Origin of the sequence: Mycobacterium sp. URHB0044, from assembly GCF_000620625.1 — a bacterium.
In the GTDB taxonomy this organism is placed as follows: domain Bacteria; phylum Actinomycetota; class Actinomycetes; order Mycobacteriales; family Mycobacteriaceae; genus Mycobacterium.
The window spans coordinates 23,237-50,192 of record NZ_JIAW01000008.1; the positions used below are offsets into that span (position 1 = coordinate 23,237).

A 26,956-nucleotide genomic window follows, 5' to 3' on the forward strand; every position below is an offset into this window, starting at 1 on the left:
GTCGGCTACGGCGGGAGCGCGCTTCCGGCGGGCTTCGGCCGCGCGAGCTTCCACCGCCCGTCCTTGCGCGTGATCAGCCCGACCAACTCGAGGGTGGCCAACGGCCCGAGTACCTGGACTGCGGGCAGACCGGACGATACCGCCACCTGATCGGCGGTCCGGGCCCCGCGGGCGGGCAGCGCGTCGTACACCCGTCGCTCGATGTCCTCCAGTCCGTCCAGGGGCGAACTGGGCCGCGCCGGCTCCGGAGCGAGTTCACCCATCCGACCCACCACCTCGACGACTTCTGCCGCGCGGGTGACGAGGTGGGCATTCCCGCGCAACAACACGTGACACCCGGCCGACGCGGACGACGTCACCGGCCCCGGAACGGCGCACACGGGCCTGCCGAGCGACTCCGCCCACGCTGCGGTGTTGGCCGCGCCACTGCGCAAGCCTGCCTCGACGACCACGGTCGCACCGGTCAGCGCCGCTACCAGTCGATTGCGCGTAAGGAATCGATAGCGGGCCGGCCGGACACCGGGCGGGTATTCGCTGACGACCAATCCGTCGGCGGCGATGCGACGCAGCAGTGCCGCGTGCCCTGCCGGGTATGGCACGTCGACGCCGCAGGCGAGCACGGCCACGGTGAGTCCGTCGGAGGCCAGGGCGGCTCGGTGTGCCGCACCGTCGATGCCGTAGGCGCCGCCGGAGACCACCGCCACGTCGCGCTCGGCCAGCCCGGCCGCGAGGTCGGCGGCGACGTGCTCTCCGTATGCGGTGGCCGCACGCGTTCCGACGATCGCACATCCGCGTTCCGCGACGTCGGTCAGCTGCACCGGTCCCAGCGCCCACAACACCAGCGGCGGATGACCTTCCGGCCGAGTGCGCACGTTGCGAAACCCGTGAAACGACGCCCACGGCCAGTCAGCATCGCCGGCGGTGATCAGCCGCCCACCCAAGCGGGCCAGGACGTCGAGGTCTCTTGCTGCGCAGTCGATCTCGCGCCTCGCCTCGGTGAGCCGGGCAAGATCGGGTTTGACGTCACCGCGTCTCACGCGGTCGGCGGCCTCGACTGCCCCCTTCTCTGCCACCAGCGCGGCGAGTTCGGCGCATGGCGGTTCGGCGACCCTGGAGAGGTAGGCCCACGCGCGGGCGACGTCGTCGATCATCAGATACCTCCTGCCTGGCGAAAGCTGAGCGCCGTGGTCACGTCGTCACGGTTGGGTGCCTCACGGCCGGCCAGGTCACACAGCGTCCACGCGACGCGCAAACTCCTGTCGACACCACGGACGCTCAGCGAGCCGCGGTCCAGAGCGGTGCGCAACGGTTCCATCACCGCCGTCGACGGGCGAAACCGCCGCCGCAGCAGCGCGCCGCTGACCTCCGCGTTGGTACGGATGCCGTACGCCTTCCAGCGCGTCGCGGCCGCCTCCCGCGCGTTGGCCACCCGCTCGCGAACCGCGGAGGTGGGTTCGGCCTCCTCGGTGGTGAACGCCGCCGACCGGATCGAGTGCATCTCAACGCGCAGATCGACGCGATCGAGAAGCGGACCCGACAGCTTGCCGAGGTAGCGACGCTTGGCCATCGCCGCGCATATGCAGTCCTTGGGATCGGTGGGCGCGCACGGACAGGGGTTGGCGGCCAGCACGAGTTGGAACCTGGCCGGATACCGTGCCACGCCGTCCCGACGCGCCAGCCGTATCTCACCGTCTTCCAACGGTGTTCGCAACGCCTCCATGACACTGACGCCGATCTCGGCGCATTCGTCGAGGAACAACACCCCGCGATGAGCGCGACTGACCGCGCCCGGCCGGGCCATCCCCGAGCCGCCACCAACCATCGCCGCGACGCTCGACGTGTGATGCGGTGCCACGAATGGCGGTTGGGTGATCAGCGGTGAGCTATCCGAGAGCAAGCCCGCGACGGAGTGAATCGCGGTGACCTCCAGCGCCTCGTCGTGCGTCAAGGGCGGCAGGAGACCCGGAAGGCGTTGCGCCAACATGGTCTTGCCCACGCCAGGTGGACCGGTCAGCATCAGGTGGTGTGCACCCGCGGCGGCGACCTCGACGGCGAACCGGGCATGGGCCTGCCCGACCACGTCGGCCAGATCGGCCGTCTGCTCGGACACGGACCGCGGCGCGATGACCCTCTCGGCGAGTGCACCCTTGCCCGCCAACCAGGCCTTCAGCCCACCCAGCGTCCGAACCCCGAGCACTTCGATGCCGTCGACGAGACTGGCCTCGGCCAGGTTGTCGATCGGCACGACCACGGCCGGCCACCCCTCCTTCTTGGCGGCAAGCACGGCGGGCAGCACTCCCTTCACCGGGCGCACGCGGCCGTCGAGAGCGAGTTCGCCCAGCAGCACGGTCTTCTCGAGCCGAGGCCACGTCTTCTTGAGAGCCGCCGACAACACGGAGACCGCCAAGGCGAGGTCGTAGACGGAGCCCATCTTCGGCAGCGTCGCCGGCGACAAGGCGAGCGTCAGCCGCGCCTGCGGCCAGTCGTTGCCGCAGTTGGTGATCGCGGCGCGCACCCGGTCGCGCGACTCCTGCAACGCGGCGTCGGGGAGGCCGACCAGATGGACGCCAGGCAAGCCCGACGTGATGTCGGCTTCGATTTCCACGATCTCGCCGTTCAATCCGCGCACCGCGACGGAGAACGCTCGGCCCAATGCCATCAGCCCACTCCCCGAAGGTGGGTGATCTCTGGAGTGCGGCGCCGACCGATCCGCACACCGACGACGTCGAGGCGCACCTCCGACCAGCGGCCGTCCTGGCCGGCCAACCACAGCCCGGCAAGGCGCCGCAGCCGACGCACCTTGAGCGGTGTCACCGCCTGCGCGATCCCCCCGAATTGGTCGCTGGTACGCGTCTTGACCTCCACGAACACCACAGCTCCCCCGGGCTCGGCGGCGATCACGTCGAGCTCGCCGTAGCGGCATCGCCAATTGCGTGCCAGCACACGCCAACCCAGCGACGTCAGGTGATCGACCGCCAGCTGCTCGCCCAACGCGCCGATCTGAGCGCGGCTCGTGATGTTCTCCGTCATGGCCATACCGTCACCGGAGGGACGGACAACTACCGAAGGCAAATGCCGCACACTTCGATCGCCGAGGCCGGTTATCCACAGTCGTGAGTTCATCCACGAGCGCTGAGCGACATTGACCAGACCGGGCCTTCCATCTACGCCACCAATTGGTGATTGGCTGCGGTTGAAAGCCATGATCGTGACTTCAGCGCTGAGCACATTCTAAAACTAGCTATAGCATTCGATGCTATGGTCGGTTATGAGCGATCGGAGTGACGTACTGCGGGTTGTGATGCACGAAACCGATACCTCCCAGTCGGAACTGTCGCGACTCAGTGGAGTGCACCAACCCAGCATCAGCCAGTTCCTCTCCGGGAAAGTCGAACTCAGCGACGAGCAGCTCGACCGGCTGCTGTGCTGCATGGGCTATCGACTTGAAATCACCCGCCGCGCCGTCACACCGGACTTGACACGTTCAGAACGCCGGTCGTGGAAGCTGCACCGCGAGCTGGCCAAGTACCTGACACGGTCAACCCTCGCGCAATGGCAACCCACAATCGAGGGCAACCTGCGACGATTACGGTCCGGCGTGTCCGGCCAGCCTCACCTGAGAAACCTCGACCGCTGGAATTCGCTGGTAGAGCACGGGGACGTACCGGGCCTTCGTCGGGTCCTCACTGGCCTCGGCCGCGACAGCATCGAGATGCGCGAAGTCTCACCGATGGGTGGACTGCTCCCGGACGAGGAGCGCATCCGCGTTCTGGACACGGTGCATTGATGAGGCGCGACCAACTCGAGCACGCCATCCGGGCCGCCGGCCAAATCGCCGGCCTGACGGAAGTGATCATCGTTGGCTCCCAAGCGATCCTCGGCACATACACCGAAGATCAGCTGCCCTTCCACGCCACGAGGTCAGTGGAAGTCGACGTTCTACCCATTGCCGACGACATCGGTGAAATCGCGCGTCTGGCCGACGAAATCGAAGGAGCAGCAGGCGAATTCTCGCCGTTTGAACAGCAGCACGGCTTCAGTATCGACGGCGTCGACCTGCAAACCTCAGCACTGCCCGACGGATGGCGCGACCGATTGGTCAAAGTCCAGAACGAGAACGCCGCCGGCCCATCGGGAGACCCTCAACGTGGAGCCGCCTGGCTCGCGCACCGCACGAACAGCGTGCAATAGCGGTCGCAAACGGCGTGCACCAGACCGCGAGAGAGCGCCGGTATGACATAGCCACAATCTCGCCGTCGCTCCCAGTAATTTCGTGTAGACCTCGCAAGGTGGTCATTAGCTGCAACTTCAGGGACCAATCGCTACTTCAGCAACGCATATGCGGACTAGAATCAAACCTTCATCCGGGGAGGAAACCATGTCCGTCGTATTGATTCACCAGGGGCCGAGCCTGACGCAGAAGTCGTATGAAGAAATCGTGCGCAAGATGACGGGAGGCGACGCCGGCCTCAAGTCGCCGTCCGACTGGCCCGTGGAGGGCCTGCTGATGCACGTCGCCGGGGAGAGCACGCACGGGTTCCGCGTCGTCGACGTCTGGGAGTCACGAGAGGCGTGCGATCAGTTCGGTGAAGTACTCGCCCCGATCTTGAAGGAGGTCGGTGTCGACGCTCAACCAGAGGTGTACGACGCGCACACCTTCGTCTCGGCCTGACACGGAAAGACCGGCGGATTGAGGAGCGCGAAGCCTTCCTGCCGGAAGTAGGGAAAGTACGGATAGGGCGCTTCGCGGTGGCTCACTGCGTCGAGGCGCGCGACCTGATCGGCGCTCAGCGCCCAACCCACGGCGCCCAGGTTCTCGGACAGCTGCGCGGCATCGCGTGCCCCGACGATCACCGACGACACAGTCGGACGCCGTAGCAGCCAGTTCAGCGCGACCTGCGGCACCGTCTTGCCGGTCTCGTCGGCGATCGCACTGAGTTCGTCGACGACGTCGAAGAGCAACGAATCATCAACCGGCGGACCAGCATCCGCCGTCACGTGCAGCCTGCTGCGCTCCGGCAGCGGCACCCCCCGACGGATCCGGCCCGTCAGCCGGCCCCACCCCAGCGGACTCCAGACCAGGGCGCCGACGCCCTGATCGAGCCCGAGCGGCATGTGTCGAGATGCAGCGAAGATTGACAGGAATCGCCTGGCTACTTTGACAAGACATCGGCGTGTCGCACGACCTTGTCAACCTGTGCTGCAAAAGTCCAGCTCACGATTGGTGTCAATCGGCATGGTGTTGGCCCGTATTCATCGGCGGATCAAGCCACCACGGTGGTAACACAGATGCCGCAGATCTCTAACGGACCGCAGCTATCGTGACGTCCTGATTGGCGCGGATCGCGGTAGGACGGAGCCATGCCGGAGCAGGGAGCCAGGTCGGGCCTGATCTGTATGTGGGCTCGTGGTCAGCGATACGGTTCGCAGCCGGTTGTGAACATTTAACATTTACCTCTCGAAGGGTTCGAGATATAAAGTGCTCCAGATGATTTCGGCGAGCGAGCGCGCGAGGACCTTGTCGTCATCGGAGTTGTCGCTCAGCAGCTGAGTACACCCGCGCTCGATCATCAAGATCAACGCGCCGCCGACCGTGTCGGCGTCCATCGGACGAATAGTGCCCTCTACTTGGCCTTGTTCGATGAGCTGTCGCTGCTTCGCCCGTAGGCCGGCGATTATCGCGTTGTAGTCCTCAGCGACTCTTTCGTCGTAGCCGGCTGTTTCGATAACGGCCGACAGCAATAGTCGATGTCTGCGCGAGGTGGCCACAAGATCGGCCATCGCCGCGAGGGCAGCAGGGCGATCCCGTTTCTCGGGGCTGTCCCACCATGGGCTGGCAGCGTGGTTGAGTTCGGCGAGAATGTGTTGGGCCAGCTGCCGCAGCATATGCCCCTTGTCTTCGAAATAGACATAGAACGTGGCGCGCGATGTTCCCGCTGCGCTCGCCAGTCGGTCGACGCTGAGATCGCTGAACTTGTGTCCGTCTCGAAGCAGGCTCTCGGTGGCGGCGAGGAAACGTTGCTCCCATGCGGCGCGGCGATCCTGACGGCTGATGTGGACCTTGCGTGTCGCGGGCACGAGCGCCACTCCCCTTTCAGAGGTCGAAACCCGCATTCTACTTGCAGATTGTCTTGACATAGCGTCTTGACAGACTGTAAGACAGAGACTGCGCTGATGCGGCTTAACACCGAGAGCTCGTGCCATCCATCGTCGACAGACAAGAGAAAAAGATGCTCTGTTGTCTGGTCCTCGGCGGCTTGACCTTGTTCGGTCCGCACGGTGTGAGGCTGTACCGCTTTCTGCGGCAACGCAGAACCGATGACCGCCCGGCTCGTCGACTTGTTGAGCCTGTGACTTCTCGCCATCTCGTACTTGCCCCGATTGCAAAGGAAGAGCCCGTTGACCTTGCAAACGCCCCTAGGTAACTGCTTCGGTGCCACCGCGGACACTGGTGGCGCCCGGTTGGCCACCGGCTGGCTGAGACGAACGATTGCGGTGCTCGTAGTGTTTTGGGCCGCGGCGGTCCTGGTGCCCCAAGTGCTGGGGTTCGGTGGGCCCTGGCGCGCTTTCGGTGCCGGCCTCATCGTGCCAGGCGCAGGGCTCCTCTACGCGATACCGGCAACGCATCATCCGTTCGGCCCGAGCATGGTGCTCGGACATGCGGTTGTGATCGCGGCCGAGATCGCCGCGGGCTCGTGGCTGCTGCGGCGATTCGGTTGGTATGCCGCAGCGAGTGTGGTCGTCGGTGTTTCGTTGCTGATCTTCGGCGGTATCGCCGCGCCTGCGGCGATTGTGATTGCTGGCCATGTGGCCGGTTTCGTCGGCGTGTTGATCGCGTGCGGCTGGGCCATCGGAATCCGCCTGCTCGGACGCGCCGACAGTGTGACGCTGGTGGCGATTATCGTCGCCTCCGCTGCGGCCGGTGCGGCGCTCACCGCAGCGCACGGTGACATGCCCGGACCGCTCACCTCGGTGCCATGGGTCGCTTTCGTGCTGGCTTTAGCCGCGACAACCGCAATGACGGTGCGCTCGCAACGCCAGCGCCGCATCGCCCAGCGCATCAGCGCCGGACGTCTCGAGTACCTCAACCAGCAACGCGCGGTGCAGAATCCACCGACTCGTGTGTCGGTCGTTGCGCTTCGTCGGCCGGCGAGTATGCCGGAGGTAACCGAAGCGCGTCCAGATCAATTGCGGCACTTGCGCTTTCTCTTAGGCATAGCCGCTCAACCCGCAGACCAGTGGGACTGTTTCGACGACGAAGCTGCGGGCCCAAATCGCGTGTACCGATATCAAGTGAACGCGTTGGGCTGGGCGCTGGCCACCTACAACTACTCACATACGCCGTCTTTCGCCGGTGTACTGAGGGCGGCGCAGTTGGCGCTGTTCGAGCGAACGCAACAGAAGGCGGTGTGGGGTTACTGGTACTGGCAGAACTTGCTCGGCAATTGGGACTTCCTCAAACGGCGCGCCGATCCCATTGACGTGCCGCAGAACATCATGTTCACCGGCTATCTGAACCTGCAACTCGCGATGTTTCGGCAAGCGACCGGCGATGCCCGTTTCGATGCGCCGGAAGCTCTGGTCTTCGATTGGTCACCGCGTCAGCGGTTCGCCTACGACCATCAGACGATCAATGCCATCGCCGTCCGCAACTTCAATCAGGACCTCTGTCTGTGGCCGTGCGAGCCTATTGTGAGTCCGGGCCGAACGCGAGGTTTTGTGTTCCCGTATTGCAACGCGGTAACACTCGGCGGCGTCGCGATGATGGACGCCGTCAATGGAACAACTCTCGCGGTGGACATCGCTAAAAACGTTGAGCGGGTACTCGATCGCGAGTTCACAGTTGCGGTGAACCATCTTGCTGCGTTTATGTTGTCGGGGCTGGGTTTATCGGTGCGAAGGATTTCGCGCCACCCCACTCTCACCGCCTTGGTCGTCGCACATCTTGCGCCGCTGTGTCCTGAACTGGCGTGGCAGGCATGGGAGATACTCAAGAGAGACTGGTTGGTGTCTGGGAAATACCTCGTTCCAGGTTCGGCCGGCGGCGCAATCCCCGACTGGGGCACCGGGGCAAAGACCAACGCCGAACCCCTTGCGGCCGCGATGCTGCTGGCCGATTCCTGCGGAGCACACGAGTGGCACGCAGAACTGTGGGATGCCGCCGTCGAGCAGCTCGAATTCAGCGCAGAAGCGGCGAACCCGGGGGTCTGGAGCTTCAGTGACGCGTCTGTTCACGCAAATGGAATGCTGGGTTTCGCAGGACTAGGCCGACCATTCGCATTCAGCGACATGCTGACCAAACCGCGCCCGAAGCAATGGCAAGACGGCCCACGACTTGCCGAAGCACCGCATCCAGAAGTACTGGTAGCCAAGGCGGTATCCGACGGCCATGGCCTAGACGTCGTGCTCTTTCCCGGCGAGACCGGACACCGTACCGGCCTACGCTTCGATCAACTCAGACCAGGGCGCGAGTACGTTGCGCACGGAGCGATCAGCCCGCGCGTCACAGCAGACATGGCCGGGACCGCTCAGGTTGCGGTGGATCTGACCGGCAGAACCACAATCGAACTGCGCCCCATTTGATGCATAACGAACTGGTTGACGCTTGTCGCAAGAGCCGTCACCGATCATGTGCGCCCACATGATTACCTCAGAGTCATGCATCCTCTTCGGTTGAATCGGTTCAGACAGCCGGCGGAGAACGGCAATCCTGCGCCAGCACTCAACCCCGTCAGAGGTGTCCAGCCATCGACCTTCTGAACATTAAAGGAGTTGTGGATTCGTCTTGGACCACATCGGAATCGAGATCTAGTTCGGAGGGAACGAAGAGTGCGTCCGCATCGCCGGCCTCGCGCACACGTTTAAATCGCCAGATGTGATCTTCTCGGTATTCCTTGATGTGCGTTGGTATCTCGGTCCCGGTCAATACCGCCCTAATAGTTTCGTTTAGACATAGATGTCCAAGAGTGCTGGCGAATGCAGCCACTGATTGGCAGGCAGTTTCGGATACCGGGCCGCCGTGAATAGCCTGAGTTGCGAAGTCGTCTCAAACGGCTTAGTTGGCAGTCGAAACGCCGGGATTGCTCCTCAAGGCCGCCGTGCATGGCCTCCGGGGTTGCACACATAGACTCGACTTCACCGAGACCGCGCGATATCCAGTGATCGGCATAAATTCGTTTGAAGTCGCTTAGGTGGTCGACGAGACCACGCACATTGCTTAGATGCCCTGGCCACACGGACACCTTTATCTTGGAACGAATTTCAAACAGCTCGCGCTCGTCTCTAACCGGCGCGCCGGGCTCATAGCTCGGCCGATTCTCCATGCAGAATATGTTCAGGGAGTTCATGAACTGGACACACCGTATCCGCGACAGAGATTTCTTGAAGTGGTCCGTCGAAAAATCAGCCCAGTCCTTAACACCACCGGTGGTCCACGCGTTCACATGCTCGATGGCCCGTACCGCGGCATCACAGTTGCTTGGGGACTCTCGTCAACCGCCAGTTTCAAAGTTGTACTCATACCGATCGCGTCCTGAAGATCGGTTGCCACCGGCCAGCTGTTTCGCGTATGCACGCAGGACAGAACCGCGACCACGACAACGGTCCGAAGGGAAAGTCGCGATCAAGGCGGTGCGATGCCGGGATCAAGACGTAGCGCGAGGCCGTCGTAACGACTGAGCGTCATGGCCTCGAGGGAACTCATCGGCAGCCCTGTTGCCGCAGCGAGCGACTGTGCTTGGGGAGGTGACAGCCACGTCCTCCACGACGGCATTGCGGTGGTCGGCAAACCCGCGGTTGCAGCAAGTGCCCCTACGGTCAGACCCGAGGCGAGCGCGCTCGCCTCTATCCACGAGTCGATTGATTCGCCCTTGATTGGGTCAATCTGCAGGGGCAACCGTTGGCGCTCGACTCCCATTTCCGGCAGCTACTTTGACAAATCTTTGAGCCGGCTGCGCCAACAGCGGCTTGACCTGCCCGTACGACATGCGAATTGTCAGGTCGACTGACGATGTTGTTTAACAATCAATCCACGCTTGTCAATAATCACTGCATCTCGACAACACTGTCGAGATGCAGCGAAGATCGACTGGAATCGCCGGGCTACTTTGACAAAATGTCGGCGGGTCGCGAGAGCTTGTTAATCTTCGTTGCAAAACGCCTGCTCAGCGTGTGCACGCTTCGACCAGACCGGCTGACACCGACAGCATCGTTCGTGTCGCCCTCCATCTCGCCGACTGAACCCCCGCGAAGACAGAGAACCGGAGGAGGCGAGCTCGCAAACCGTACCGAGCACTCGCGCGTTGGGCGCGGGGTTCGCGTGTGCCACCGTTTAGTACTTGTTGGGGTACTCATGTACCCGGTACTGTACCCAAGCAATTTCTATTGAGGGGGCACCAATGCGATCGACCCTCGTCGCCGCGGCATCGATGATGGTCGCGGGGATGCTGATGCCTGCGTCGGCCGCGGCCGAACCGAGCAGGTGCGACGACGCGTTCTGCGTTCCCGGAATCACCCCTGGTGTGGTTCTCGGCGCGGGTTGCCCGGACACTGGGTACTACGTGTTCGGGACGACGTCATGGGGGCGGCTGGTGTTCTGTGATTCCCCGCGGAGGTATGAGCCGAGGTACTTCCGGTCTCCACCGATGGTGGGGATCAAGGACGAGGGCTCCGACTGCGTGGGGTACCTGAACTCAGTCGCACAAGCGCCCGACGGCTTGTTCCTCAGTTGCGCGGCGGTCGACGGTGCGACCCGCTGGGTTCGTGGCGACGCCTAACGAGAGACTGCGTTCACCAATTGCGCACTGAGCACAGGGCGCCCTTCGGACCGGATCCCGATTTGACGACGACTCCGTCAATCGTCAACTGGCACTGCAGGGTAGGAGTTTCCGGCCTTAGTCCGCTGGAGGCCGATACCATGGCCCAACGCTCGGGATTCGCCAAGTCGACCTCGAGGACCCATGGACTACCCGGACCGAGATCCGCCTCCACCTTCGGACTGAAGCTGTACGGGTTATGGCTGTAGTCGGGCCAATTCGGCGGCTCGACGTCTCGGTAGTAGATGTCGGCACGCGTCGGCCGCTCCGAGGTGACGGTATACGTGACGTGGTGCGGCGCAGTGTCGTCGGCACGTGCCGACGACGCTGCGGCCACCGAGGATGCAGCCATCGCCGCGAAGGCCAACAAGACACGCATGGACATCGGGCCGACGCTATGCCGTCGGAGGACGTCCAGGCCTGACGCTTCCCATCTGATGGAACGCGAGGTGGGAGGTTCGACGTCCACTCTGCGGGAGCGTCCCGCACGGATCCGCAGTGTTGCGCCTAGCGTGGCGCCGATGACAGTCGATCAGCTGGATGCGGAAGCGCTTGCGCTGCTTGAGGAGGCGGAGACGGAGGCCGCGGCCGACGCAGCCCGAGCGCGGGCCGCCCGGTTGCGCAGCGAGGCCGAGGCCGACGTCGATCGGATAGCCGACGAGCCGGGTCCCGCGAGGTCGAGGCGGCCTTGGCTGCGCCGCCCGACGTGGACGACGGTGTTGGTGTCCGTCGCCGTCATCGCCTCCTGCCTACTTCTCGCCGTCAGCGGACTCATGGTTTGGCAGGATCGGCAGGCCGCCAGTGAACGCCACCGCGCCGCGGAGTTCACGGCCGCCGCTCGGCAGAGCGTGCTGGCGGTGTTGTCATTGGACTTCAACAAAGCGGATCAAGACGTGCAACGGATCGTCGACAGTTCGACCGGTCAGTTCAGGGACGAGTTCCAGAAGGCCGCAGAGGAGTTCATCAACGCGACCCGCGAGCAGAAGGTGGTGTCCAAGGGCGATGTCGAAGCCGCGGCCGTCCAATCGATGACGGACGACTCCGCGGAGGTTCTCGTTGCTGCCACCTCCAGCGTCACCAACGCCGGCGGCGCGAAGGACGAGCCCCGATCATGGCGAATCTACGTCAGCGTGACCCGGGAAGGCGATCTGATCAAGATGTCGAAGCTGGAGTTCGTGCCGTGACCACGGCGATGGAGCAGGACAGTACTGACGTCGATGCCGAAGCCGTGGAAGCCGTCGCGCCCCCAGCAGGCAGGTGGCGACGTGTGCTGCTGCGGTGGCGTTTGATCGCCGTGGTGCTTTTGCTGTTGTCGTCGGCCGGGGTCGCCGGCAGGGTGTACGTCACCGGATATCGGCCGGCGCAGCAGACCAACGACACCGCGGCGACGGCGGCGATCACCGCAGCGTCGCAAGGCGCCGTGGCGTTGCTGACCTACGCTCCCGACAGCTTCGCCCGCGATCTCGCTGCCGCGAAGTCGCATCTCACCGGCGACTTCCTCACCTACTATGCCAAGTTCGCCGACGAGATCGTCGGACCGGCGGCCACGCAGAAGTCCGTCAAGACCCAGGCAACGGTGGTGCGAGCAGCGATTTCCGAGCTGCATCCGGAGTCGGCAAAGGTGCTGATCTTCCTCAATCAGACCACCTCCAGCAAGGATTCGGCTGAGCCGGTCCAGGCCGCAAGCAGTGTCGTCGTGAGCCTCGTCAAGTCCGACGAGGCATGGTTGATTTCCGCCTTCGATCCCGTCTGACCCCGATACCGACTGTGACGCAGTCGATTCCCGATGAGCGGGTGAGCGCGTCTATCCAGCGACGTCGTCAGCCGACGATGGAGTCAGCCTTGAGGCGACGGCTCTCCTGGCGGGAAGGCGAACGATGGCGGTTTCCGGCAATGACGACGTCGTGACGTACGCGGCGGCCGACGGTGTCGCCACGGTGACCATGAACCGTCCCCAGTATCGCAACGCGCAAAATTCGGTGATGACGTACGCGCTCGATGCCGCCTTCGAGCGCGCGGTGGCGGATGAGGACGTCCGGGTCATCGTGCTGGCGGGGGAGGGTCGGCACTTCAGTGCCGGTCACGATATCGGCACCCCGGATCGCGATCACCACGTCTCGTATGACAACAAGGCGGTGTTGTGGTGGGACCACGTCGACCGCCCGGCCGGTGACCAGCGCTACGCCAGGGAGATGGAGGTGTATCTGGGAATGTGCCGTCGGTGGCGGGAGATCCCGAAGCCGACCATCGCGATGGTTCAGGGTGCCTGCATCGCCGGTGGGTTGATGCTAGCTTGGGTATGCGACCTCATCGTTGCCTCCGAGGACGCGTTCTTCTCGGATCCCGTAGTGCGCATGGGCATTCCCGGTGTCGAGTACTTCGCACACCCCTGGGTTCTGGGGCCGCGCTTCGCCAAGGAGATTCTCTTCACCGCGGACCGATTCACCGCAACCCGTGCGCAGGAAGTAGGGATGGTCAATCGCGTCGTGCCCCGCGACCGGCTGCCGTCGGAGACCCGCGCGATAGCTGCCCGCATCGCCGCCATGCCGCCGTTCGGACTGGCGCTGACTAAGCGCGCCGTGAACCAGTGCGAAGACCAGATGGGAATGCGCAACGGGATGGACGGCGTCTTCGCGCTGCATCACTTCGCTCACGCCCACAACGCCGAGGTGGGCGCCGGACCGCTGGGTGGAATGGACGTTGAAGCGATGGCGTCGAAGCCGGCAGGCTGACCCGTCAGGTCGGGCTCGGAATCCGCATCCCCAGTAGCCGCGAGCTCAGCGACTTGCCGTGGCTGTCGAGGGCCAGCGACGTGGTGACACCGCCGTCGAGCGCGTTGGCACAAACGAATTGCAGTCCGCAGATCGACGGAACCTCGTAGCGCACGACGTCCCCGGTGACGTAGTCGGCGAGGTGGCTCTTGACGTGCTCGGCCGTCACATGTGTTCGCAGCCAGTCGTAGTCGTGGTCGTCGAGAGGAAACAGCGACAGGATGGCCGTGTCACCCTTGTCGCCGGCGCGCGCGTGCGCGAGTTCGCGTAGGAACACCGTGTTCACGTCGTCTCCAGGATCTCGGTACTCGACGTGACGGCGGCCCGGTCGATGAACGTCGACAGGATTCCGATGACGTCGGTGACCGTGGTGCGGACACCGCCGCCGCCCGCCTGTCCGTTGAGATAGAGCGCTTCCACTTCGTGGTTGACGTGGCGCGCGTGGTCCGCGTCGGCCGTCATGGCGGCCACCCGCAGCCGGCATTCGCCGTCGGCCATGCCGTTCGGGTCGTCGAGCGTGCCGATGACTTCCACCCTCGGGTCGATGCTGATTCGCCGAATTCGTTGTGCAGCAACGTCACCGGCCAGTCGCACGCGGTCAACGCAGCCGAGCCCGGCGTACGAGATCTCGGCTTCGCTGCGGAACCCGGCGCGATACCCGACGCTGACCTTCAGTTGATCGGGACGGCGGCGTCCCACTGCTCCACTGACGTGCACGCGGTCGGTTCCGACGTTGCGCACCGACACGGAGTAGACGTCGAGCGTCACATCCGGTGTGACGTAAGCACCGGGGTCGCCGAGCTCGTACAGCAGCTGTTCACGCACCGTGCGGTGATCAATCAATCCTCCTGTGCCAGACAGCTTTCCGATGACCATCGACCCGTCGGACGAGACGTCGGCGTAGGGCAATCCGAGTTCGGTGAGCCCTGGTACGTCCTTGTAACCGGGATCGGCGAAGTAGCCTCCGCTGACCTGGGTACCGCATTCGAGCAGATGACCCGCGAGCGTGGCTGCAGCCATCCGTGCTTCGTCGGCGGGATCCCACCCGAATCGGTCGATCAGTGCGGCGACGAACAGTGATGGGTCGGCCACCCTGCCCGTCAGGACGACGTCGGCTCCTGCGGCAAGACCGGGAAGGAGGCTCTCGGCACCCAGATATGCGTTCGCGGAGATGATCTGACCGTGACGAGTGAAGGACTGGCGCTTACCCGCGTCGCGACCCACAGCGACGTCGCCCCGCACTACGCGGACACGACGACATCGACTTAACGCTGTCGCAGGCGAGTCTGATCGCACGTTATGAGACGACCCGCCCCTCACATCTGCCCAGAGTCACGTGACCGGCGTGCTAACCAGCCATGCTGCCATGTAATGCGGCAATCCCGCAGCCGGTGCGTGCCGTCCATGCCCGGGACAAGGCCGTGCTTGGCCTCGGGCAGACCGAGCTTCGCCGCGGAGGCTCCCGACCCGCGCGCCGGCGTGTGGCCTTGAGGTGGTCGAGATGCGTTAAGGCGCAACACGTTCCAGGTCGTCATCGCCCATGTGATTCGCTCCGCCACGTGTTCTCGGCGTCCGCCGCCACGTATCCTGCCAATCTTCGCTGCACGTCGACAATTGCCGAATCCGCGGGGTGGACATCGAGTGAGAATGCGCAATCTGAGCAGCTCGCAGCAACGCAACTGGACACCACAGTGAGATTTTCGAAATTTGGTGAGTTCTTCGAGGAAGTGGCGTGTCGTTGAACTGCAATAGTTCGTTCGGCGGCCCTTTGGGGACGGTCGGTGGCTCCATCCGATAAGCGCGGCCGGAGCCACCGAAACAGCGACGCCTATGCCGGAGCAACTACTACGAGCGGTGTTGACCCGCGGTACGGAAACGGTTCCGATAGTATCCAGGCTCCACCGTGGATGGAGGGTATGGCTTGTGGCGGCTTCCCATGCCGGCGCACCACGGCAGGCGGGGCCGCTGCGGTCCCCACCCGTCCGAAAGCGCCGGGTTGAGAACGAGCGACGAGAAGAACTGCTCGCGCGTCTGCAAGAATTGCTGGTCGCCGAGGGGTTCGCTCACCTGACGGTTGACGACCTGGCGGCTCGTTTGCAGTGCTCGAAGTCGACGTTGTACGCGATTTCCTCGAGTAAAGAGTTTCTCGTTACGACAGTGCTCAAGCGTTTCTTTCGTTTGGCGGCGGAGCGGGTCGAAGCACGGGTTGTGTCCATTGCTCGGCCGTCGGAGCAGATCGCCGCCTACCTGACGGCCGTCGGCACAGAGATGCGGGGGATGTCGACGACCTGTTACGCGGACATGATGGCGCACGACTCCACCCGCGAAATCTACGCGATCAACTCCGCCGCAGCGGCGCGTCGAGTCCGTGAGTACATTCAGCACGGCATCGGGGCCGGCGAGTTCCGTGCTCTACACGCCGAATTCGTCGGCGAGTGCGTGAGTCTGCTCATCGAGGGCATTCAGCATGGCGAACTACTCGAGCGCACCGGCCTGTCGTCGGGCGACGCCTTCACCGAGCTCGGTGAACTCGTGCTCGCGGCGCTCACCAACAAGTGAGCGGCGTCGGCTGGGTGGTTGGGCCACGTGCCGACATGACTTTATGACCGACAAACGGCAGTGAACGGCATTCCGTTTCTCGCGGGCGGCGCTGGTCGGCTCTATCGGCCGATGGGAACGGAAGGGACTTTCGATCGCCAAGTCTTTAGGCTGAGCTGATACTTGGCGCCCGCCGGCCCAAACCGCCTCGACCATCCTTCATGAATTCCGGCCGACCAGACATGGCTCTTCACTCTGGCGCTTGACTGGGTACTGAAGCGAATCCGGTGCCAGCAGTGTCGTCGCTGTGATCGTTTACCGGATGGAGGATCCGATGGAGATTCCACCGTCCACGTCGAGAACGACACCAGTGATGTAGCCGGCGTCCTCGCTGGCCAAGAAGGCGACGGCTTCGCCGATGTCCTCGGGCCGGCCGGTGTGTCGCAACGGGATCTTGTTGGTGAGTTTGTCGCGTGCGGGACCGTTCATCGAAGCGAGCATCGGTGTTTCGATCAGACCGGGGGCGATGGCGTTGGCGGTGATGCCGTGCCGGGCGCCTTCGAGGGCCAGGGTGCGGGTCAAGCCGATGATGCCGACCGCGCCGAGCCGCCAGATCGCAAGGATCACGGTGACCAATTCGGCGCTCTTGCCCATCAGGGTCGCGACCCGATCGCGGGGGCCGACACCGAGCCCTTGCAGCGCTCGCGCGTAGCGGTGGGAGTCTGCGCCGAGTTGCCCGAAGGTGACGGTGGACGCGGCGCCGTCGGGGTCGATGACAGTGAATGCGAGGCCGTCTGCGGGATGCCGGTCGCACAGCAGCCACGCGACGTTGGCGTGCCGGGCACCGAATGTGGCGGCGAGTTCGGTGATCCGCTCCGCGGCGCTCATCCCTCGCTCTTTCGGTCGATGATGGGCAGGATGAGACGACTCGGGTAGTGCGGACCGTGGTGGATGTGGTTGATGGCGGGGACCATCTGGTTCTCGGACTCTTGGGCTATGACGCCGCCAGTGTTGGTGTTTCGGTCGTAGCGGGGGAAGTTGCTGCTGGAGATGTCGAGCCGGATGCGGTGCCCGGGCAGGAATACGTTGGCCGTTGCGGTCATGTCGATGATGACCTCGTAGACGGTGCCAGGCTCCATCATTACTTCCCGGTCGAGGCCGTCGCGGTAGCGGACTCGCAGGATCCCGTCGCACAGATTGATCGCCCGTCCGTCAGGAAAGACGTCGACAAGCTTGGCGGTGAAGTCGGTGTCCACCGCCGAGGATGAGACGAACAACGTCACGCTTATCGGGCCAGTGACCTCAACAGGCGCCTCGAAAACAGATGTGGCGTAACACAATACATCGTCTCGGGTGGCGACGGCCTGCTGGTCGACGGGGCCGCCGAATCCGTGTGTCATCGGCAAGCACGCCCCGCCTGCGGTGGGAACCGGGCGGCGTGGGTCGTAGAGGTACGTGTCGTGCTCGGCGTTGGGCGCCGCCGCGATCGTCAATACGCCGTCGCCATTCGAGGTGTTGGCGTGGCCGCTACTGCCGAGGTGGTAGTCGGTCCACTGGGTGTCGGGCAGCGGCCAGTCCTGCTCGTCGCGCCACTGGTCGATGCCCATGACGAAGATCTTCACCGGCGCGATGTCGTCCAAGGCGGTGGTGTCGCCGCGCAGCCAGCGGTCGAAGAATTTCACGTGCAGATTGGTCAGACGCAGCACTGCGGATGCGGCCATCGGCCCGAAGGAGCGGTCCGGGTAGACACCGGTGGTGGTGAGGTGGTCCCAGGGGCCAATGATGAGACGCTGCTCGGCGCGGGCCTCCGCGGTTCCCGCGTGCTGGCGAGTGGCGGCGAAGTCGCGGACGGTCTGTCCGATGTAGAGGTCGTACCAGCCGCCGATGTGTAACGCCGGAACGTGGACATTTGGGAGGTCTGGTCGGAGGTCGACGGCGTTCCAGTACTCGTCGTGGGTGTGGTGGGCCATCCAGTCGCCCCACCATTTGTTGTAGGCCGCAAGGACCGGTACCTCGGCGGTCGGCAGCACGTCGTTGAGGGACTCGGGATACAGCATGGCTTGACCGAGCTCCAACAGCCGATCCACCGTGCCGACGCCTTGGCCCAGGGATCGCTGTGCGTCGAAGGTGTACATCATGGCGCACCACACCGTCATCAGGCTCAGCGAGAGCGCTCCGCCGGTGGAGTACCAGAGCCCGTACTTGTCGAGGGACGCGAAGCATGGCGCGATCGCCTTCAAGGCGGAAGGTTTCGTTACCGCGGCTTCCCACTGGACCATGCCGAGATAGGACGGCCCGTACATGCCGACCCTGCCATCAGACCAGGGCTGGTCGGCAATCCAGGCGATGGTATCTGCACCATCGGGCCGGTCGGCCGCGTGCGGAACGAACTCGCCTTCCGAACGGAAGGTTCCGCGGCAGTCTTGAATCACGACCGCGTAGCCCGCTTCGAGCAGTGTTGCGACGTTGAGGAAGTAATCCCCGAGCGGAGCCTCGCTGTCCTTGCTGTAGGGAAGGCGGACCAACAGCGTTGGCGCCGTGCCTTCGACTGGTCGCCATACATTGGCGGCCAACACCACGCCATCACGGACCGGGATTCGGACATCTATCTCATACAGGTGCTGCACGATGCTCCTTGGCGAGGCCTATTGGATGATGGTGTGTCACAGCAGATCTACCTCTTGCTGCGTCCCTGCGCGCGGGGGCAGACCGCTCAGTGGGAACTCGGAGGGGGCGCAGCCTCGACGCTGAGACGATGATCCCCAGCCGCACCGTCGCGGCGGGTTGAGGAGAAGACGATGCGTGTACTGGGTGCAATGACGGGTGCCGCTGCTTTGGTCTTCGCGCCCGCTATGGTGGCTGCGTCGCCGGCGTCGGCCTCTGAAGACTGGGGTCTCAATGGCACCTACACCGCGACGTCGAACGGCGAGTGGGCGAAGACCAACGAGATCTACCACGACGAGGCGAGCCTGCGGAGCACGTGGAGCATCACGACGACGTGCAGCTATCCAGGCGAATGCACGGGCACGGTGAGCAGCACCTGGGATTGGACGGCGCCCATCTACCAGAAGAGCGGCGTGTGGTACGTCAAACACGTCGTCGACAACTGGCAGCCGTGCCCGGACGGGACCGCGGCGCCCGGCCTCCAGGTCTTCAGGTTCTCTGCCACCACGCCCGACGGCACGAAGAGCGATCCGACGTCGACGACCCTGGTCGGCGAGGATCGGACCGCGGGAACCAGCGGCTCGTGCGGCTCCAGCAAGACGCTGTTCATCAGCATGCCGTTCAAGCTCGTCAAGACCGGCTGACCCAACCCGTTCTAACTCGACCCCGCTGAGTTCAGGTCGGGAACATGTCCTTCCACGACTGCGCTCCACCAGGATTCACCAGGTCGGTCTGCCGGTACACGTTGCCGTCGGGTGTGGCGTACTGACCAGTCTTCGGATTGTAGGTGGCGATCGCGACCGACGGGCCGCCGGATTCAGTGGGCGCGAACGCGCTCGGCGCTGCGGCGGGGGCACCAGCGTCCGTGCCCTCGGGCGGCGCAGGGGCTGGCGGCGGGAGTTCCGCCGCTGGCATCGGTGTTCCTTCGACCGGTCCATAGATGTTGGAGTCCGGTCCGGCGCGACCGTCTGGCGGGATTCCCTGCGCGATGAGGTTCGGGTCGATCGGGTAGGGCCCGAGCACGTGCTGGCGCATCGCCAACGGCTCGAACGGCTGGTCGCTGTCACAGATTTCGACCGTCGGTGCGCGCTTGCCGGGCTTGCCCATGCACGGGTAGTTGCGGGCACCACGGACCCCGATGGGCGAATCCTGTGGCAGCTTGCAGTACAGGCCGTCCGGGGTATCGATGGTCGTGGTGTCCTCGGGCGATCGCCACATGTTCGGCGGTAGGAAGCCGACCGTACATGCCGGCGGGTCATTCATCGCGAGGGTGAAGTCGCCCAGCGCCATGCCCGTCGGGTTGTTCTTCGGAGCCCCGTAGGACTGGGTGGAGGCGACGACGGGTGGCAGTAACACCAGAAGTTGCTCCAGCGAAGCGTGATAGGTGATGCCGACCTGACCGAGGGTCGTGAGGTTCGCCAGCAGCACGGGCAGCGTTGGTTTTACCTGATTGAGCAGGCGTGACGCCTCGTCGGCGGAGCCCGGCGCGTTGTGCAGCAAGGTCCGTATCTGCGGGTCGTTGGTGACGAGCTGCTCGCTGATTCCGGCAAGGCTGCGGGCCCACGTCCGAATCGCGTCGGCGGACTCCGCCTGACCGTCGAGCAGTGGGCCGCTGTCGTCGACAAGGGTCCGCGACTGGTCAGCCACGGAGTTCATGTCGCCGATGAGTCGCGACGACGAGTCGAGCAATGAGCCAAAGTCGTAGCCGGATCCGTTGAAGGCCTTGAACGATTCGTCGAGAAGGCCACTGATCTTCTCCTTGGGCAAGCTGCCGACGAGCGCGCTGACCTGATCGAGCATGGGGCCGACCGCCTGTGGGATCGAGGTGCGGTCGGCGGGGATCACCGAGCCGTCCTCGAGGTAGGGGCCCAATTCGCCCTGCGGCTGCAGGTCCACGTATTGCTCGCCGACCGCGGAGACGCTGAGCACGGCGGCCCGAAGGTCCGCGGGGATCTTCGGGGACGTGTCCAACGACAGCGTCGCCTCGGCACCGTCGCGCGTCGGGTACACCTCGGTCACCCTGCCGACCTGAACGCCGCGGTAGGTCACGTTGGAGAATTGGTACAGCCCGCCTGTGCCAGGCAGGTCCAACTTCACCGTCATGCGGCCGATACCCAGCATTGTGGGCGCCTGCAGGTAGACGACGATCATCAGAGCCATCCCGAGCACCGACACGATCGCGAAGACGGCGAGCTGGATTCGTACGAATCGTGTCAGCATCAGTTGCCGCCTCCCTCAGCAGGTGCGGAGTCGGCCGCAGGCGGTTCTACCGCCGGGTCGGCCGGCATCTGTGCCGACGATTGGTCCACCAGGGGCGGCATCGTCGCTACTGCGGGCGGTGGCGCCGTGGTGGGGGCATTCAACGGGTCTTTGGTGTATGTGCTGTACAAGGGATCCCCCGGTGCCGGCACCAGCGGGGCGCCCTCTTGACCCCACCGGGTGCCCAGGAACAGGCCCCTCTTGAGTCGGGGGACCGTCAAGTCGAAGACCATGAACTGGTTCAAGTAGTCGCCTCTGATAGCGCGGTCGATGAAGTTCTGCGGGTACGGGAACGTGGGCAGGTAGGCGAGCACCGTGCCGAGATTCGGTCCGACGTCCGCAAGGGCCCGCACTGTCGGCTCCAGGTTCTCGAGGTTGCGCACCAGATCGGCCTGAGTCGCGTTGACCAGCCCCGTGGCCGTGTTGCTGAAGACGCGGAACTTCTCCAACGCGGTGGTGATGCGTGGGCGCTCCCTGTTCAGTACGTCGAGTGCTGGCGGAATCCGTTTCAGCGCTTGGGTGATGACGTCGTTCTGCCCGGCAAGGGTGGTGGCCAACCGGTTCAACGCCGTGATGGATGCGTTGATGTCGTCCCGCTGCGCGTCGAGCATGCCGACGAAGTCGTTGAGACGAACCAGAAGGTCGCGGATCTTGTCCTCGCGACCGTTCAGCGCGGCGTTGAACTCACTAACGATGTCGCCGACCTTCCCCAGCCCTCCCCCGTTGATGACTACCGACAGCGAGGACAACGTCTGCTCGGTCGAGGGATAGGTGGATGAGCGGTCCAGTCCGATGGTGGCGCCCGGCGCGAGCCTGCCACTGGGCGGCTCGCCCAGCGGCGGATCGAGAGCCACGTGCATCGAGCCAAGCAGGCTGGTCTGCCCAATCGTGGCCACCGCGTTCGCCGGCACGACGACACCGGGCCGCACGGAGATTTCGACGTCGGCGTGCCAGTTCCGCACCGTCATCTTGCCTACGCTGCCGACCACGACGTCACTGATCATCACCGGCGAATTCGACTCCAGTGTACCGACATTGGTGATCTCGACGTGGTACGTCGTTGCGTCCGATCCGCGTCCCGCCGTGCCGGGCAGCGGTAGCGAGTTCAGACCGTCGAACGTGCATCCGGTTGCGGTCAGGACGACACACGACGTGATGACCGCCAGGCGGCGCATCGGACTACGTCCGGTCATGGTGTCCCTCCCGTGGGCGGTGGCTGCACCGGCGATGGCTGCGCTTCGGCAGGCAGCAGCATGTCTTGCAATGTGGCCTGCGTCTGGACGGGCGGTGTCGCGTCGGGCACGCCGGGTGGGATGGGCGCGCCGGGGTAAAACGCGGGTGACGGAGCGGCGGGCAGGTGATCCGGAGCCGATGGCCCCGGCGGGAACGGCGGCGGGACGTCGACCGGCACTGGATAGGGGTTGTCCGCCGCCCCGGTGTACGCGGACACGGCGGGAGGGATTTCCAGCGGTTGCGGACGGCCACCGGTGCCGCCCGGCGCCAGGTTGGGATCCGAGTAGACGAGATTCTCCGGGCTCGGCGACTTGCGCAGGTAGGCGTTGAACGGCATGGGCAGGTAGTTGAAGTTGATCAGACGCAGTGCGGGACCGAGGTATTGCGCACACAGCTTGGCGGTTTCGGGCGCGGTGGCGTTCTTCACGGCTCCGATCGCCGAGCAGACCATCGACACCGGATCGGCGAAGTTCCCGAGCGCAAGTGCGCCGCGAGCCGTGCCGGTGTCGGGGTCGTAGATGTTGTAGCCGTTCCCGATCGCGTTGGGTGCAACGTGCAGCGCGTTCTCGAGCACGATGCGGTTGTCGGCCAAGTTCTGTGTCACGGCGGTCAGTCGCTGCAGCTGCTCGGCGGTCTGGTTCCTGCTTCCGGCGATGAATCGCTTCACCTCGCCGACCGCGCTCGACAAGTCCGTGAGCGCGGCGTCCAGATCGGACCTGCTGTCGCCGACGACACTCGTCACGGTCGCGAGGCGGTCCTGAAACTGCACGATCTGGGTGTTGCTGTCACGCAGGGCCGCCACGAAGATCTGGAGGTTCTTGACGATGTCGACGATGTTGCCGCTGCCATCGGCGAGGATGCGGCCCATCCCGGACAGCTGTGCGATCGTCGCCCGCAGCTTGTCCCCGTTGCCGTCCATGGCGTTGGCCGCGCTTTCGATGAAGCGGCCCAGCGAGGTGGCCGAAACGCCGCTGGTGGGCCCGAGATCGGTCGCCAGCCGCATGAGTTGCGCCTTGACCTGATCCCATTCCACGGGCACTGCGGTGCGCTCCACACCGATCACCGCCCCGTCCGGCATGGTTGGTCCCTTGTCTTCGTAGGCCGGTGCGAGTTGCACGTACCGTGCCGCGACGAGGTTCTGGGCCACGATGACCGCTTTCGCGTCCGCCGGAACGGACACGCCGTGATCGACGGCGAGCGTCATCTTCGCTTGGGAGCCTTGCGGTTCGATGGACTCGATGGTGCCCACTCTGACTCCGGACACGCGTACCTCGTCACCGGGGTAGATGGCGGTGGCCGACGTGAAGTAAGCGGTGATGGTCCTGTGCCCGAAGAACGACTGTCGCACCATCAACGCCGTTCCGGCAACGAGAAGCGTTACCAGCACGATGAGGAGTGGCTTGGTGACGTGCTTCTGACCGATCATCGTGAGCCTCCGGGAATGCCGTTGTGGGGCCAGGGGAACTCAGCCCGCGGGCCGGCATTGTCGGGCGGTTGCCCGGCGTTGACTCCTCGCCGGAACCCGAGTGCGTAGTCGAGGAACGGCTGGAGGCTCTGTGACGGGATGAGGTTGCCGACGAAGGCGTTGTAGTAGAACCCGTTGTTCACCGACTCACCCTGCGTCACCTGATATTTCGCCAGTCCTGCGATGGCCTTGGCGATGTTGTCGCGATTGCGCTCCAGCATCTCCGATACCGAATTGAGTTTCTCCAAGGTTGGCGCCAGCTCATTTTCGTTGTCTGCTACCAGACCGGAGAGCTGTTGGGACAGCGCGGAGGTGTTGGCCAGCAGATTGACGATTGCGTAGCGGCGTTCGTTCAAGACACCCAACAGGTCGTTGGCGTTGAGGATGAGGGTGTTCACCTGTTGGCTGCGTTGTGACAGGATTCCCGTGACGTCGGCTGCGCTCTTGAGCAGTTCGCTCAGTGAGCCATTCCTGCCGTTCAAGGACTGAGACAGGCGAGTCAGGCCATCGAAGGCCGGCCCCAATTGCGGTGCCATCCGCTCGATCATCTCGGACAGTGTGTCGAGGGATTGGTTCAGCGAGGCGGTGTCGGTGCCTGCGGTGTTCGATGTTAAGTCGCTGACCGCGTTGGTCAGCGAGTAGGGAGACGACGTCCGGGATGCCGGGATGACGTCGTTGGGATGCATCGTGCCGTTTCCCGCGGGCTCCAAGGTCAGCATCCGCTCGCCGAGCACCGTTCCCGTCCGGATGTGCGCGGTGGTGTCCGATCCGAGGCGCACCTTGCCGTCGAGGGCGAAGGTCACCAGGGCCTTGCCGTGGCTCAGTGCAACGTCGGAGACCAGTCCCATCTTCACACCGGACACCTTGACGTCGTTGCCGGGGCTGAGCCCGCCGGCCTCGGTGAACAGCGCCTGGTATCTGATGGAAGAGGCCATCGACCACAACACTTGCGGTTGCAGCCCGATCGTGATGACCAGGACGATCAGCACGATCCCGATGAGTCCTGCGCGGATGAGTTGGGTTCCACGATATTTCAGCATCAGGGCTCTCCGCACCTTCCGGTGTCTTGCCTGATCCACGGAAAGGATGCGGTGCGGCCTTGAAGGTCGGTGACTCGCACGGATACTCCGCAGAGGTATTGGTTGATCCAGCTGCCGTATGCGCCCAGCCGGACGAGCTTGCGATAGTTGTCCGGCGCCTTCTGCAGCGAAAGGTCAAGGCGTGGTTTGTCCTTGTCGAGCAGGGGGGCGAGGCGATTCAGTTGGTCGACGGTGCCCGCCAGTGGTGGCCGCGCCTGCACGAGCAGGTCGGTCAGCGAAGCGGTGCCATTGTCGAGCGCGGTGATGGCCTCTCCGATGGGGTCGCGGTCCTGCGACAGACCGGTGATGAGCTTCTCGAGGCGGTCCACGGCGCCCGAGAACTGGTCGCCGTCCTTGGCGACGGTGGCCATCACGACTTTCAGGTTGTCGATCAACTCCTGCACCGTTTGTCCGTTGTCAGCCAGCTCATTCGTGAATCCGGATGTCTTGGCAAGCAGTGACTCCACGTTGCCGCTCTGACCCTGCAGGATCTGAATCAGTGAGTTGGTCAGTGCGTTGACGTTTTGTGGGTTCAATCCCTGGATCACCGGCTTCAGTCCGCCCAACAACAAATCGAGATCCAAGGCAGGTTCGGTGCGGTCGATCGGGATATGTGATCCGGCCGCCTGGATCCTGGTCGAGCCCGGTTCGTCGAGTAGGTCGAGGTAGCGGTTGCCGATGAGGTCGAGGTAACGCACCGCAACTCTGGTCCCCGTGGTCAGGGCGACGTCGCGGTCGGCGTCGAAGTCCACCAGGACCGTGTTGTCCGACTGCAGCGATACCTGATTCACCGTTCCTACCCGAATTCCCGCGACCCGCACGGAGTCACCGGACTTGAGGCTCGAGGCGTCGGTGAACACCGCCGAATAGCCTGCCGTCGAGCCGGTGCGGTACTGGCCGAGGATGGCGAACAGGGCAGCGGTCAACAGCGCCATCACCACCGCGAAGACACCGAACTTGACCGCCGTAGGCGCCCAGCTCCTCATCCCGGTTGCCCAACCTGTGACGTGTTGCGGGGCGGCCCGTCGATCGGTCCAAACAGCGCCTGCTTGAGAGCGTCGGAGTTCAACAGGATCCCCTGGTTTCCGTACTGCGCCTGATTGGCATCGATGTCCGTGACCACGTAGGGCGGTCGATTCCCGAAGCCCACCTCCGGCAGGCCCATACACTGGGGCCCACCGGTCGCCGCGACCTTGGGCAGGTTGCCGGGATAGCGGTACCGCTCGGTCCCCAGGAGGACGGAGTTGAGCAGCAGCAGGCCTGGGACCGGTGACGGCGGCCCCATGGCCAGCGGCTCCATACCCGCCAAGGCACAGTTGAGCGCCTGGCTGTACTGATTGGTCAGATCGGTGGTGGGCACCAGCAGGTGCAGGACGTCGGTGAGCGGTTGACTGTTGGTGCTCAACACGTCGTTTCCGATGTCGGCCAAACCGATTGCGCTGACCAGCAAGGTGTCGAGATCCTGTTGCTCGTCGACGAGGGTGTCGCTGAACCGCGTCGAATTGTCGACCGTCGTGACGAGATCCTGTCCTGCATCGGCGTAGGCATTGAGCACTCGTGGCGCGACGGCGATGTCGTGGCTCATATTGGGCAGGCTCGGATCGAGCTTTGCGAGAAGCGCGTCGAGATCCACCAGTGTCTGGCCCATCTTCTCGCCCCGGCCGCTGAGCGCCTGCGCGAACGCGCCGAGTGTCTCGTTCAGCTTCTCGGGTTCGATCTGGGAAAGTACCGAAACCAGTTGCTGAAACACCGTGTTCATCTCGACGGTCACGTGCTCGCCTTCGAGCACCTGCCCTGCACGCAGGGGCTGCGTCGACGGATCGGGCGGCGGTACCAGCTGGACGTACTTCGAGCCGAACACCGTGGTGGATGCGACGTCGACGAGCACGTTGTCCGGAATCAGATGCAGCTGTTCGGGATCCATCGCCAGGCGAAGGGCCGCTTGTCCGTTCGGCAGCGCCTCGATCGACGCGACCCTGCCGACCTCCGCACCATGCAGTTTGACTTTGGCGTCCGGGTCCATCACCAGCCCGGCACGCGGCGAGAGCACGGTCACCGGAACGGTTGGGGTGAAACTGCCGCGGAACATACCCACGGCGAGAGCGACGATCGACACGATGACCACCACCATCG

General features: G+C 64.3%; 26 protein-coding genes and 1 pseudogene. 10 read left to right on the forward strand and 17 right to left on the reverse strand.

Features of this window, described 5'->3' with window-relative positions; all coding sequences use genetic code 11:
- Positions 1-5 precede the first annotated feature (5 nt).
- From dprA to N536_RS0117680, 3 genes are read right to left on the reverse strand one after another with little or no spacing between them, the layout of a single operon-like run.
- Entirely contained in the window at positions 6-1,151 is a 1,146-nt protein-coding gene (gene dprA / locus N536_RS0117670; protein WP_029114818.1) for a DNA-processing protein DprA, read from the reverse strand.
- Entirely contained in the window at positions 1,151-2,659 is a 1,509-nt protein-coding gene (locus N536_RS0117675; protein ID WP_029114819.1) for a YifB family Mg chelatase-like AAA ATPase, read from the reverse strand. The genes dprA and N536_RS0117675 overlap by 1 nt, the downstream gene beginning before the upstream one ends.
- Positions 2,659-3,030: a YraN family protein gene (locus tag N536_RS0117680; protein WP_036436866.1), complete on the reverse strand. Its 372-nt coding sequence runs from the start codon at positions 3,028-3,030 to the stop codon at positions 2,659-2,661. The genes N536_RS0117675 and N536_RS0117680 overlap by 1 nt, the downstream gene beginning before the upstream one ends.
- A 238-nt stretch (positions 3,031-3,268) precedes the next feature.
- Here N536_RS0117680 and N536_RS0117685 point away from each other — a divergent pair, with 238 nt between their 5' ends.
- The 3 genes from N536_RS0117685 to N536_RS0117695 all read left to right on the forward strand — a co-directional run bounded on the left by N536_RS0117685 (position 3,269) and on the right by N536_RS0117695 (position 4,672).
- Positions 3,269-3,787 (forward strand): helix-turn-helix transcriptional regulator, encoded by a 519-nt coding sequence (locus N536_RS0117685; RefSeq protein ID WP_029114821.1) that lies wholly within the window; start codon positions 3,269-3,271, stop codon positions 3,785-3,787.
- Between the two features lie 62 nt (positions 3,788-3,849).
- Positions 3,850-4,191 carry a DUF6036 family nucleotidyltransferase gene (locus N536_RS38755; RefSeq protein ID WP_231514562.1) on the forward strand — a complete coding sequence of 114 codons (342 nt, stop codon included), beginning with the start codon at positions 3,850-3,852 and terminating at the stop codon, positions 4,189-4,191.
- A gap of 187 nt (positions 4,192-4,378) precedes the next feature.
- Positions 4,379-4,672, forward strand: a complete 294-nt coding sequence (locus N536_RS0117695) for a hypothetical protein (RefSeq protein WP_029114822.1) — start codon at positions 4,379-4,381, stop codon at positions 4,670-4,672.
- On the opposite strand, the pseudogene N536_RS38760 reads toward N536_RS0117695, so the two are convergent.
- Positions 4,630-5,115 (reverse strand): annotated as a pseudogene (locus N536_RS38760) (aldo/keto reductase); the annotation flags it as partial. The gene N536_RS0117695 and the pseudogene N536_RS38760 sit on opposite strands and share 43 nt — an antisense overlap.
- 336 nt (positions 5,116-5,451) lie before the next feature.
- Complete coding sequence (locus N536_RS0117705) at positions 5,452-6,078, reverse strand: TetR/AcrR family transcriptional regulator (RefSeq protein WP_029114823.1); 627 nt, start codon at positions 6,076-6,078, stop codon at positions 5,452-5,454.
- Positions 6,079-6,399: 321 nt separating this feature from the next.
- On the opposite strand from N536_RS0117705, the gene N536_RS0117710 reads away from it, so the two are divergent.
- Complete coding sequence (locus tag N536_RS0117710; protein WP_155948632.1) at positions 6,400-8,583, forward strand: hypothetical protein; 2,184 nt, start codon at positions 6,400-6,402, stop codon at positions 8,581-8,583.
- Positions 8,584-9,622: 1,039 nt separating this feature from the next.
- Here N536_RS0117710 and N536_RS43560 read toward each other — a convergent pair.
- Positions 9,623-9,916: a TniQ family protein gene (locus tag N536_RS43560; protein ID WP_081809259.1), complete on the reverse strand. Its 294-nt coding sequence runs from the start codon at positions 9,914-9,916 to the stop codon at positions 9,623-9,625.
- A gap of 481 nt (positions 9,917-10,397) precedes the next feature.
- On the opposite strand from N536_RS43560, the gene N536_RS0117715 reads away from it, so the two are divergent.
- Complete coding sequence (locus tag N536_RS0117715; protein WP_029114825.1) at positions 10,398-10,775, forward strand: hypothetical protein; 378 nt, start codon at positions 10,398-10,400, stop codon at positions 10,773-10,775.
- 13 nt (positions 10,776-10,788) lie between these two features.
- On the opposite strand, the gene N536_RS0117720 is transcribed toward N536_RS0117715, so the two are convergent.
- Positions 10,789-11,193: a hypothetical protein gene (locus N536_RS0117720; protein ID WP_036436884.1), complete on the reverse strand. Its 405-nt coding sequence runs from the start codon at positions 11,191-11,193 to the stop codon at positions 10,789-10,791.
- 142 nt (positions 11,194-11,335) lie between these two features.
- Here N536_RS0117720 and N536_RS0117725 point away from each other — a divergent pair, with 142 nt between their 5' ends.
- The 3 genes from N536_RS0117725 (at position 11,336) to N536_RS0117735 (ending at position 13,546) form a co-directional block, all read left to right on the forward strand.
- The gene (locus tag N536_RS0117725) at positions 11,336-11,998 is read left to right on the forward strand and encodes a hypothetical protein (RefSeq protein WP_036436886.1); all 663 of its coding nucleotides are present in this window, start codon (positions 11,336-11,338) and stop codon (positions 11,996-11,998) included.
- Entirely contained in the window at positions 11,926-12,567 is a 642-nt protein-coding gene (locus tag N536_RS0117730) for a twin-arginine translocation pathway signal (RefSeq protein ID WP_369798436.1), read from the forward strand. Before N536_RS0117725 ends, N536_RS0117730 begins: the two co-directional genes overlap by 73 nt.
- A 124-nt stretch (positions 12,568-12,691) precedes the next feature.
- Positions 12,692-13,546, forward strand: coding sequence for an enoyl-CoA hydratase (locus N536_RS0117735; RefSeq protein ID WP_029114829.1), 855 nt, complete (start codon positions 12,692-12,694; stop codon positions 13,544-13,546).
- Between the two features lie 4 nt (positions 13,547-13,550).
- On the opposite strand, the gene N536_RS0117740 is transcribed toward N536_RS0117735, so the two are convergent.
- Positions 13,551-13,871, reverse strand: a complete 321-nt coding sequence (locus N536_RS0117740; protein ID WP_029114830.1) for a hypothetical protein — start codon at positions 13,869-13,871, stop codon at positions 13,551-13,553.
- Positions 13,868-14,905, reverse strand: a complete 1,038-nt coding sequence (locus N536_RS38765) for an acyclic terpene utilization AtuA family protein (protein ID WP_081809260.1) — start codon at positions 14,903-14,905, stop codon at positions 13,868-13,870. Before N536_RS38765 ends, N536_RS0117740 begins: the two co-directional genes overlap by 4 nt.
- 720 nt (positions 14,906-15,625) lie before the next feature.
- Here N536_RS38765 and N536_RS38770 point away from each other — a divergent pair.
- A complete protein-coding gene (locus N536_RS38770; protein ID WP_197040171.1) occupies positions 15,626-16,144 on the forward strand; it encodes a TetR/AcrR family transcriptional regulator in 519 nt (172 codons plus the stop codon).
- Between the two features lie 294 nt (positions 16,145-16,438).
- On the opposite strand, the gene N536_RS41580 is transcribed toward N536_RS38770, so the two are convergent.
- Positions 16,439-17,011 (reverse strand): SDR family oxidoreductase, encoded by a 573-nt coding sequence (locus N536_RS41580; RefSeq protein ID WP_029114831.1) that lies wholly within the window; start codon positions 17,009-17,011, stop codon positions 16,439-16,441.
- Entirely contained in the window at positions 17,008-18,750 is a 1,743-nt protein-coding gene (locus N536_RS0117760) for a CocE/NonD family hydrolase (protein WP_029114832.1), read from the reverse strand. Before N536_RS0117760 ends, N536_RS41580 begins: the two co-directional genes overlap by 4 nt.
- Positions 18,751-18,921: 171 nt before the next feature.
- On the opposite strand from N536_RS0117760, the gene N536_RS0117765 reads away from it, so the two are divergent.
- Complete coding sequence (locus tag N536_RS0117765) at positions 18,922-19,431, forward strand: hypothetical protein (RefSeq protein WP_029114833.1); 510 nt, start codon at positions 18,922-18,924, stop codon at positions 19,429-19,431.
- Between the two features lie 31 nt (positions 19,432-19,462).
- On the opposite strand, the gene N536_RS0117770 is transcribed toward N536_RS0117765, so the two are convergent.
- The 6 genes from N536_RS0117770 to N536_RS0117795 are packed head-to-tail and all read right to left on the reverse strand — an operon-like array spanning position 19,463 to position 26,954.
- Positions 19,463-21,007, reverse strand: a complete 1,545-nt coding sequence (locus tag N536_RS0117770) for an MCE family protein (RefSeq protein ID WP_029114834.1) — start codon at positions 21,005-21,007, stop codon at positions 19,463-19,465.
- The gene (locus N536_RS0117775) at positions 21,007-22,239 is read right to left on the reverse strand and encodes an MCE family protein (RefSeq protein ID WP_029114835.1); all 1,233 of its coding nucleotides are present in this window, start codon (positions 22,237-22,239) and stop codon (positions 21,007-21,009) included. The genes N536_RS0117770 and N536_RS0117775 overlap by 1 nt, the downstream gene beginning before the upstream one ends.
- Positions 22,236-23,705: an MCE family protein gene (locus N536_RS0117780; RefSeq protein WP_029114836.1), complete on the reverse strand. Its 1,470-nt coding sequence runs from the start codon at positions 23,703-23,705 to the stop codon at positions 22,236-22,238. Before N536_RS0117780 ends, N536_RS0117775 begins: the two co-directional genes overlap by 4 nt.
- The gene (locus N536_RS0117785) at positions 23,702-24,784 is read right to left on the reverse strand and encodes an MCE family protein (RefSeq protein WP_029114837.1); all 1,083 of its coding nucleotides are present in this window, start codon (positions 24,782-24,784) and stop codon (positions 23,702-23,704) included. Before N536_RS0117785 ends, N536_RS0117780 begins: the two co-directional genes overlap by 4 nt.
- The gene (locus N536_RS0117790) at positions 24,784-25,809 is read right to left on the reverse strand and encodes an MCE family protein (RefSeq protein WP_029114838.1); all 1,026 of its coding nucleotides are present in this window, start codon (positions 25,807-25,809) and stop codon (positions 24,784-24,786) included. The genes N536_RS0117785 and N536_RS0117790 overlap by 1 nt, the downstream gene beginning before the upstream one ends.
- Entirely contained in the window at positions 25,806-26,954 is a 1,149-nt protein-coding gene (locus N536_RS0117795) for an MCE family protein (protein WP_051574608.1), read from the reverse strand. The genes N536_RS0117790 and N536_RS0117795 overlap by 4 nt, the downstream gene beginning before the upstream one ends.
- Positions 26,955-26,956 lie beyond the last annotated feature (2 nt).

Coding starts and splice junctions, on each gene's coding strand:
- dprA (WP_029114818.1), bottom strand. CDS start 1,151: ATGATCGACGACGTCGCCCGCGCGTGGGCCTACCTCTCCAGGGTCGCC.
- N536_RS0117675 (WP_029114819.1), bottom strand. CDS start 2,659: ATGGCATTGGGCCGAGCGTTCTCCGTCGCGGTGCGCGGATTGAACGGC.
- N536_RS0117680 (WP_036436866.1), bottom strand. CDS start 3,030: ATGACGGAGAACATCACGAGCCGCGCTCAGATCGGCGCGTTGGGCGAG.
- N536_RS0117685 (WP_029114821.1), top strand. CDS start 3,269: ATGAGCGATCGGAGTGACGTACTGCGGGTTGTGATGCACGAAACCGAT.
- N536_RS0117695 (WP_029114822.1), top strand. CDS start 4,379: ATGTCCGTCGTATTGATTCACCAGGGGCCGAGCCTGACGCAGAAGTCG.
- N536_RS43560 (WP_081809259.1), bottom strand. CDS start 9,916: ATGGGAGTCGAGCGCCAACGGTTGCCCCTGCAGATTGACCCAATCAAG.
- N536_RS0117715 (WP_029114825.1), top strand. CDS start 10,398: ATGCGATCGACCCTCGTCGCCGCGGCATCGATGATGGTCGCGGGGATG.
- N536_RS0117720 (WP_036436884.1), bottom strand. CDS start 11,193: ATGCGTGTCTTGTTGGCCTTCGCGGCGATGGCTGCATCCTCGGTGGCC.
- N536_RS0117725 (WP_036436886.1), top strand. CDS start 11,336: ATGACAGTCGATCAGCTGGATGCGGAAGCGCTTGCGCTGCTTGAGGAG.
- N536_RS0117730 (WP_369798436.1), top strand. CDS start 11,926: ATGGCGAATCTACGTCAGCGTGACCCGGGAAGGCGATCTGATCAAGAT.
- N536_RS0117735 (WP_029114829.1), top strand. CDS start 12,692: ATGGCGGTTTCCGGCAATGACGACGTCGTGACGTACGCGGCGGCCGAC.
- N536_RS41580 (WP_029114831.1), bottom strand. CDS start 17,011: ATGAGCGCCGCGGAGCGGATCACCGAACTCGCCGCCACATTCGGTGCC.
- N536_RS0117765 (WP_029114833.1), top strand. CDS start 18,922: ATGCGTGTACTGGGTGCAATGACGGGTGCCGCTGCTTTGGTCTTCGCG.
- N536_RS0117770 (WP_029114834.1), bottom strand. CDS start 21,007: ATGCTGACACGATTCGTACGAATCCAGCTCGCCGTCTTCGCGATCGTG.
- N536_RS0117775 (WP_029114835.1), bottom strand. CDS start 22,239: ATGACCGGACGTAGTCCGATGCGCCGCCTGGCGGTCATCACGTCGTGT.
- N536_RS0117780 (WP_029114836.1), bottom strand. CDS start 23,705: ATGATCGGTCAGAAGCACGTCACCAAGCCACTCCTCATCGTGCTGGTA.
- N536_RS0117785 (WP_029114837.1), bottom strand. CDS start 24,784: ATGCTGAAATATCGTGGAACCCAACTCATCCGCGCAGGACTCATCGGG.
- N536_RS0117790 (WP_029114838.1), bottom strand. CDS start 25,809: ATGAGGAGCTGGGCGCCTACGGCGGTCAAGTTCGGTGTCTTCGCGGTG.
- N536_RS0117795 (WP_051574608.1), bottom strand. CDS start 26,954: ATGGTGGTGGTCATCGTGTCGATCGTCGCTCTCGCCGTGGGTATGTTC.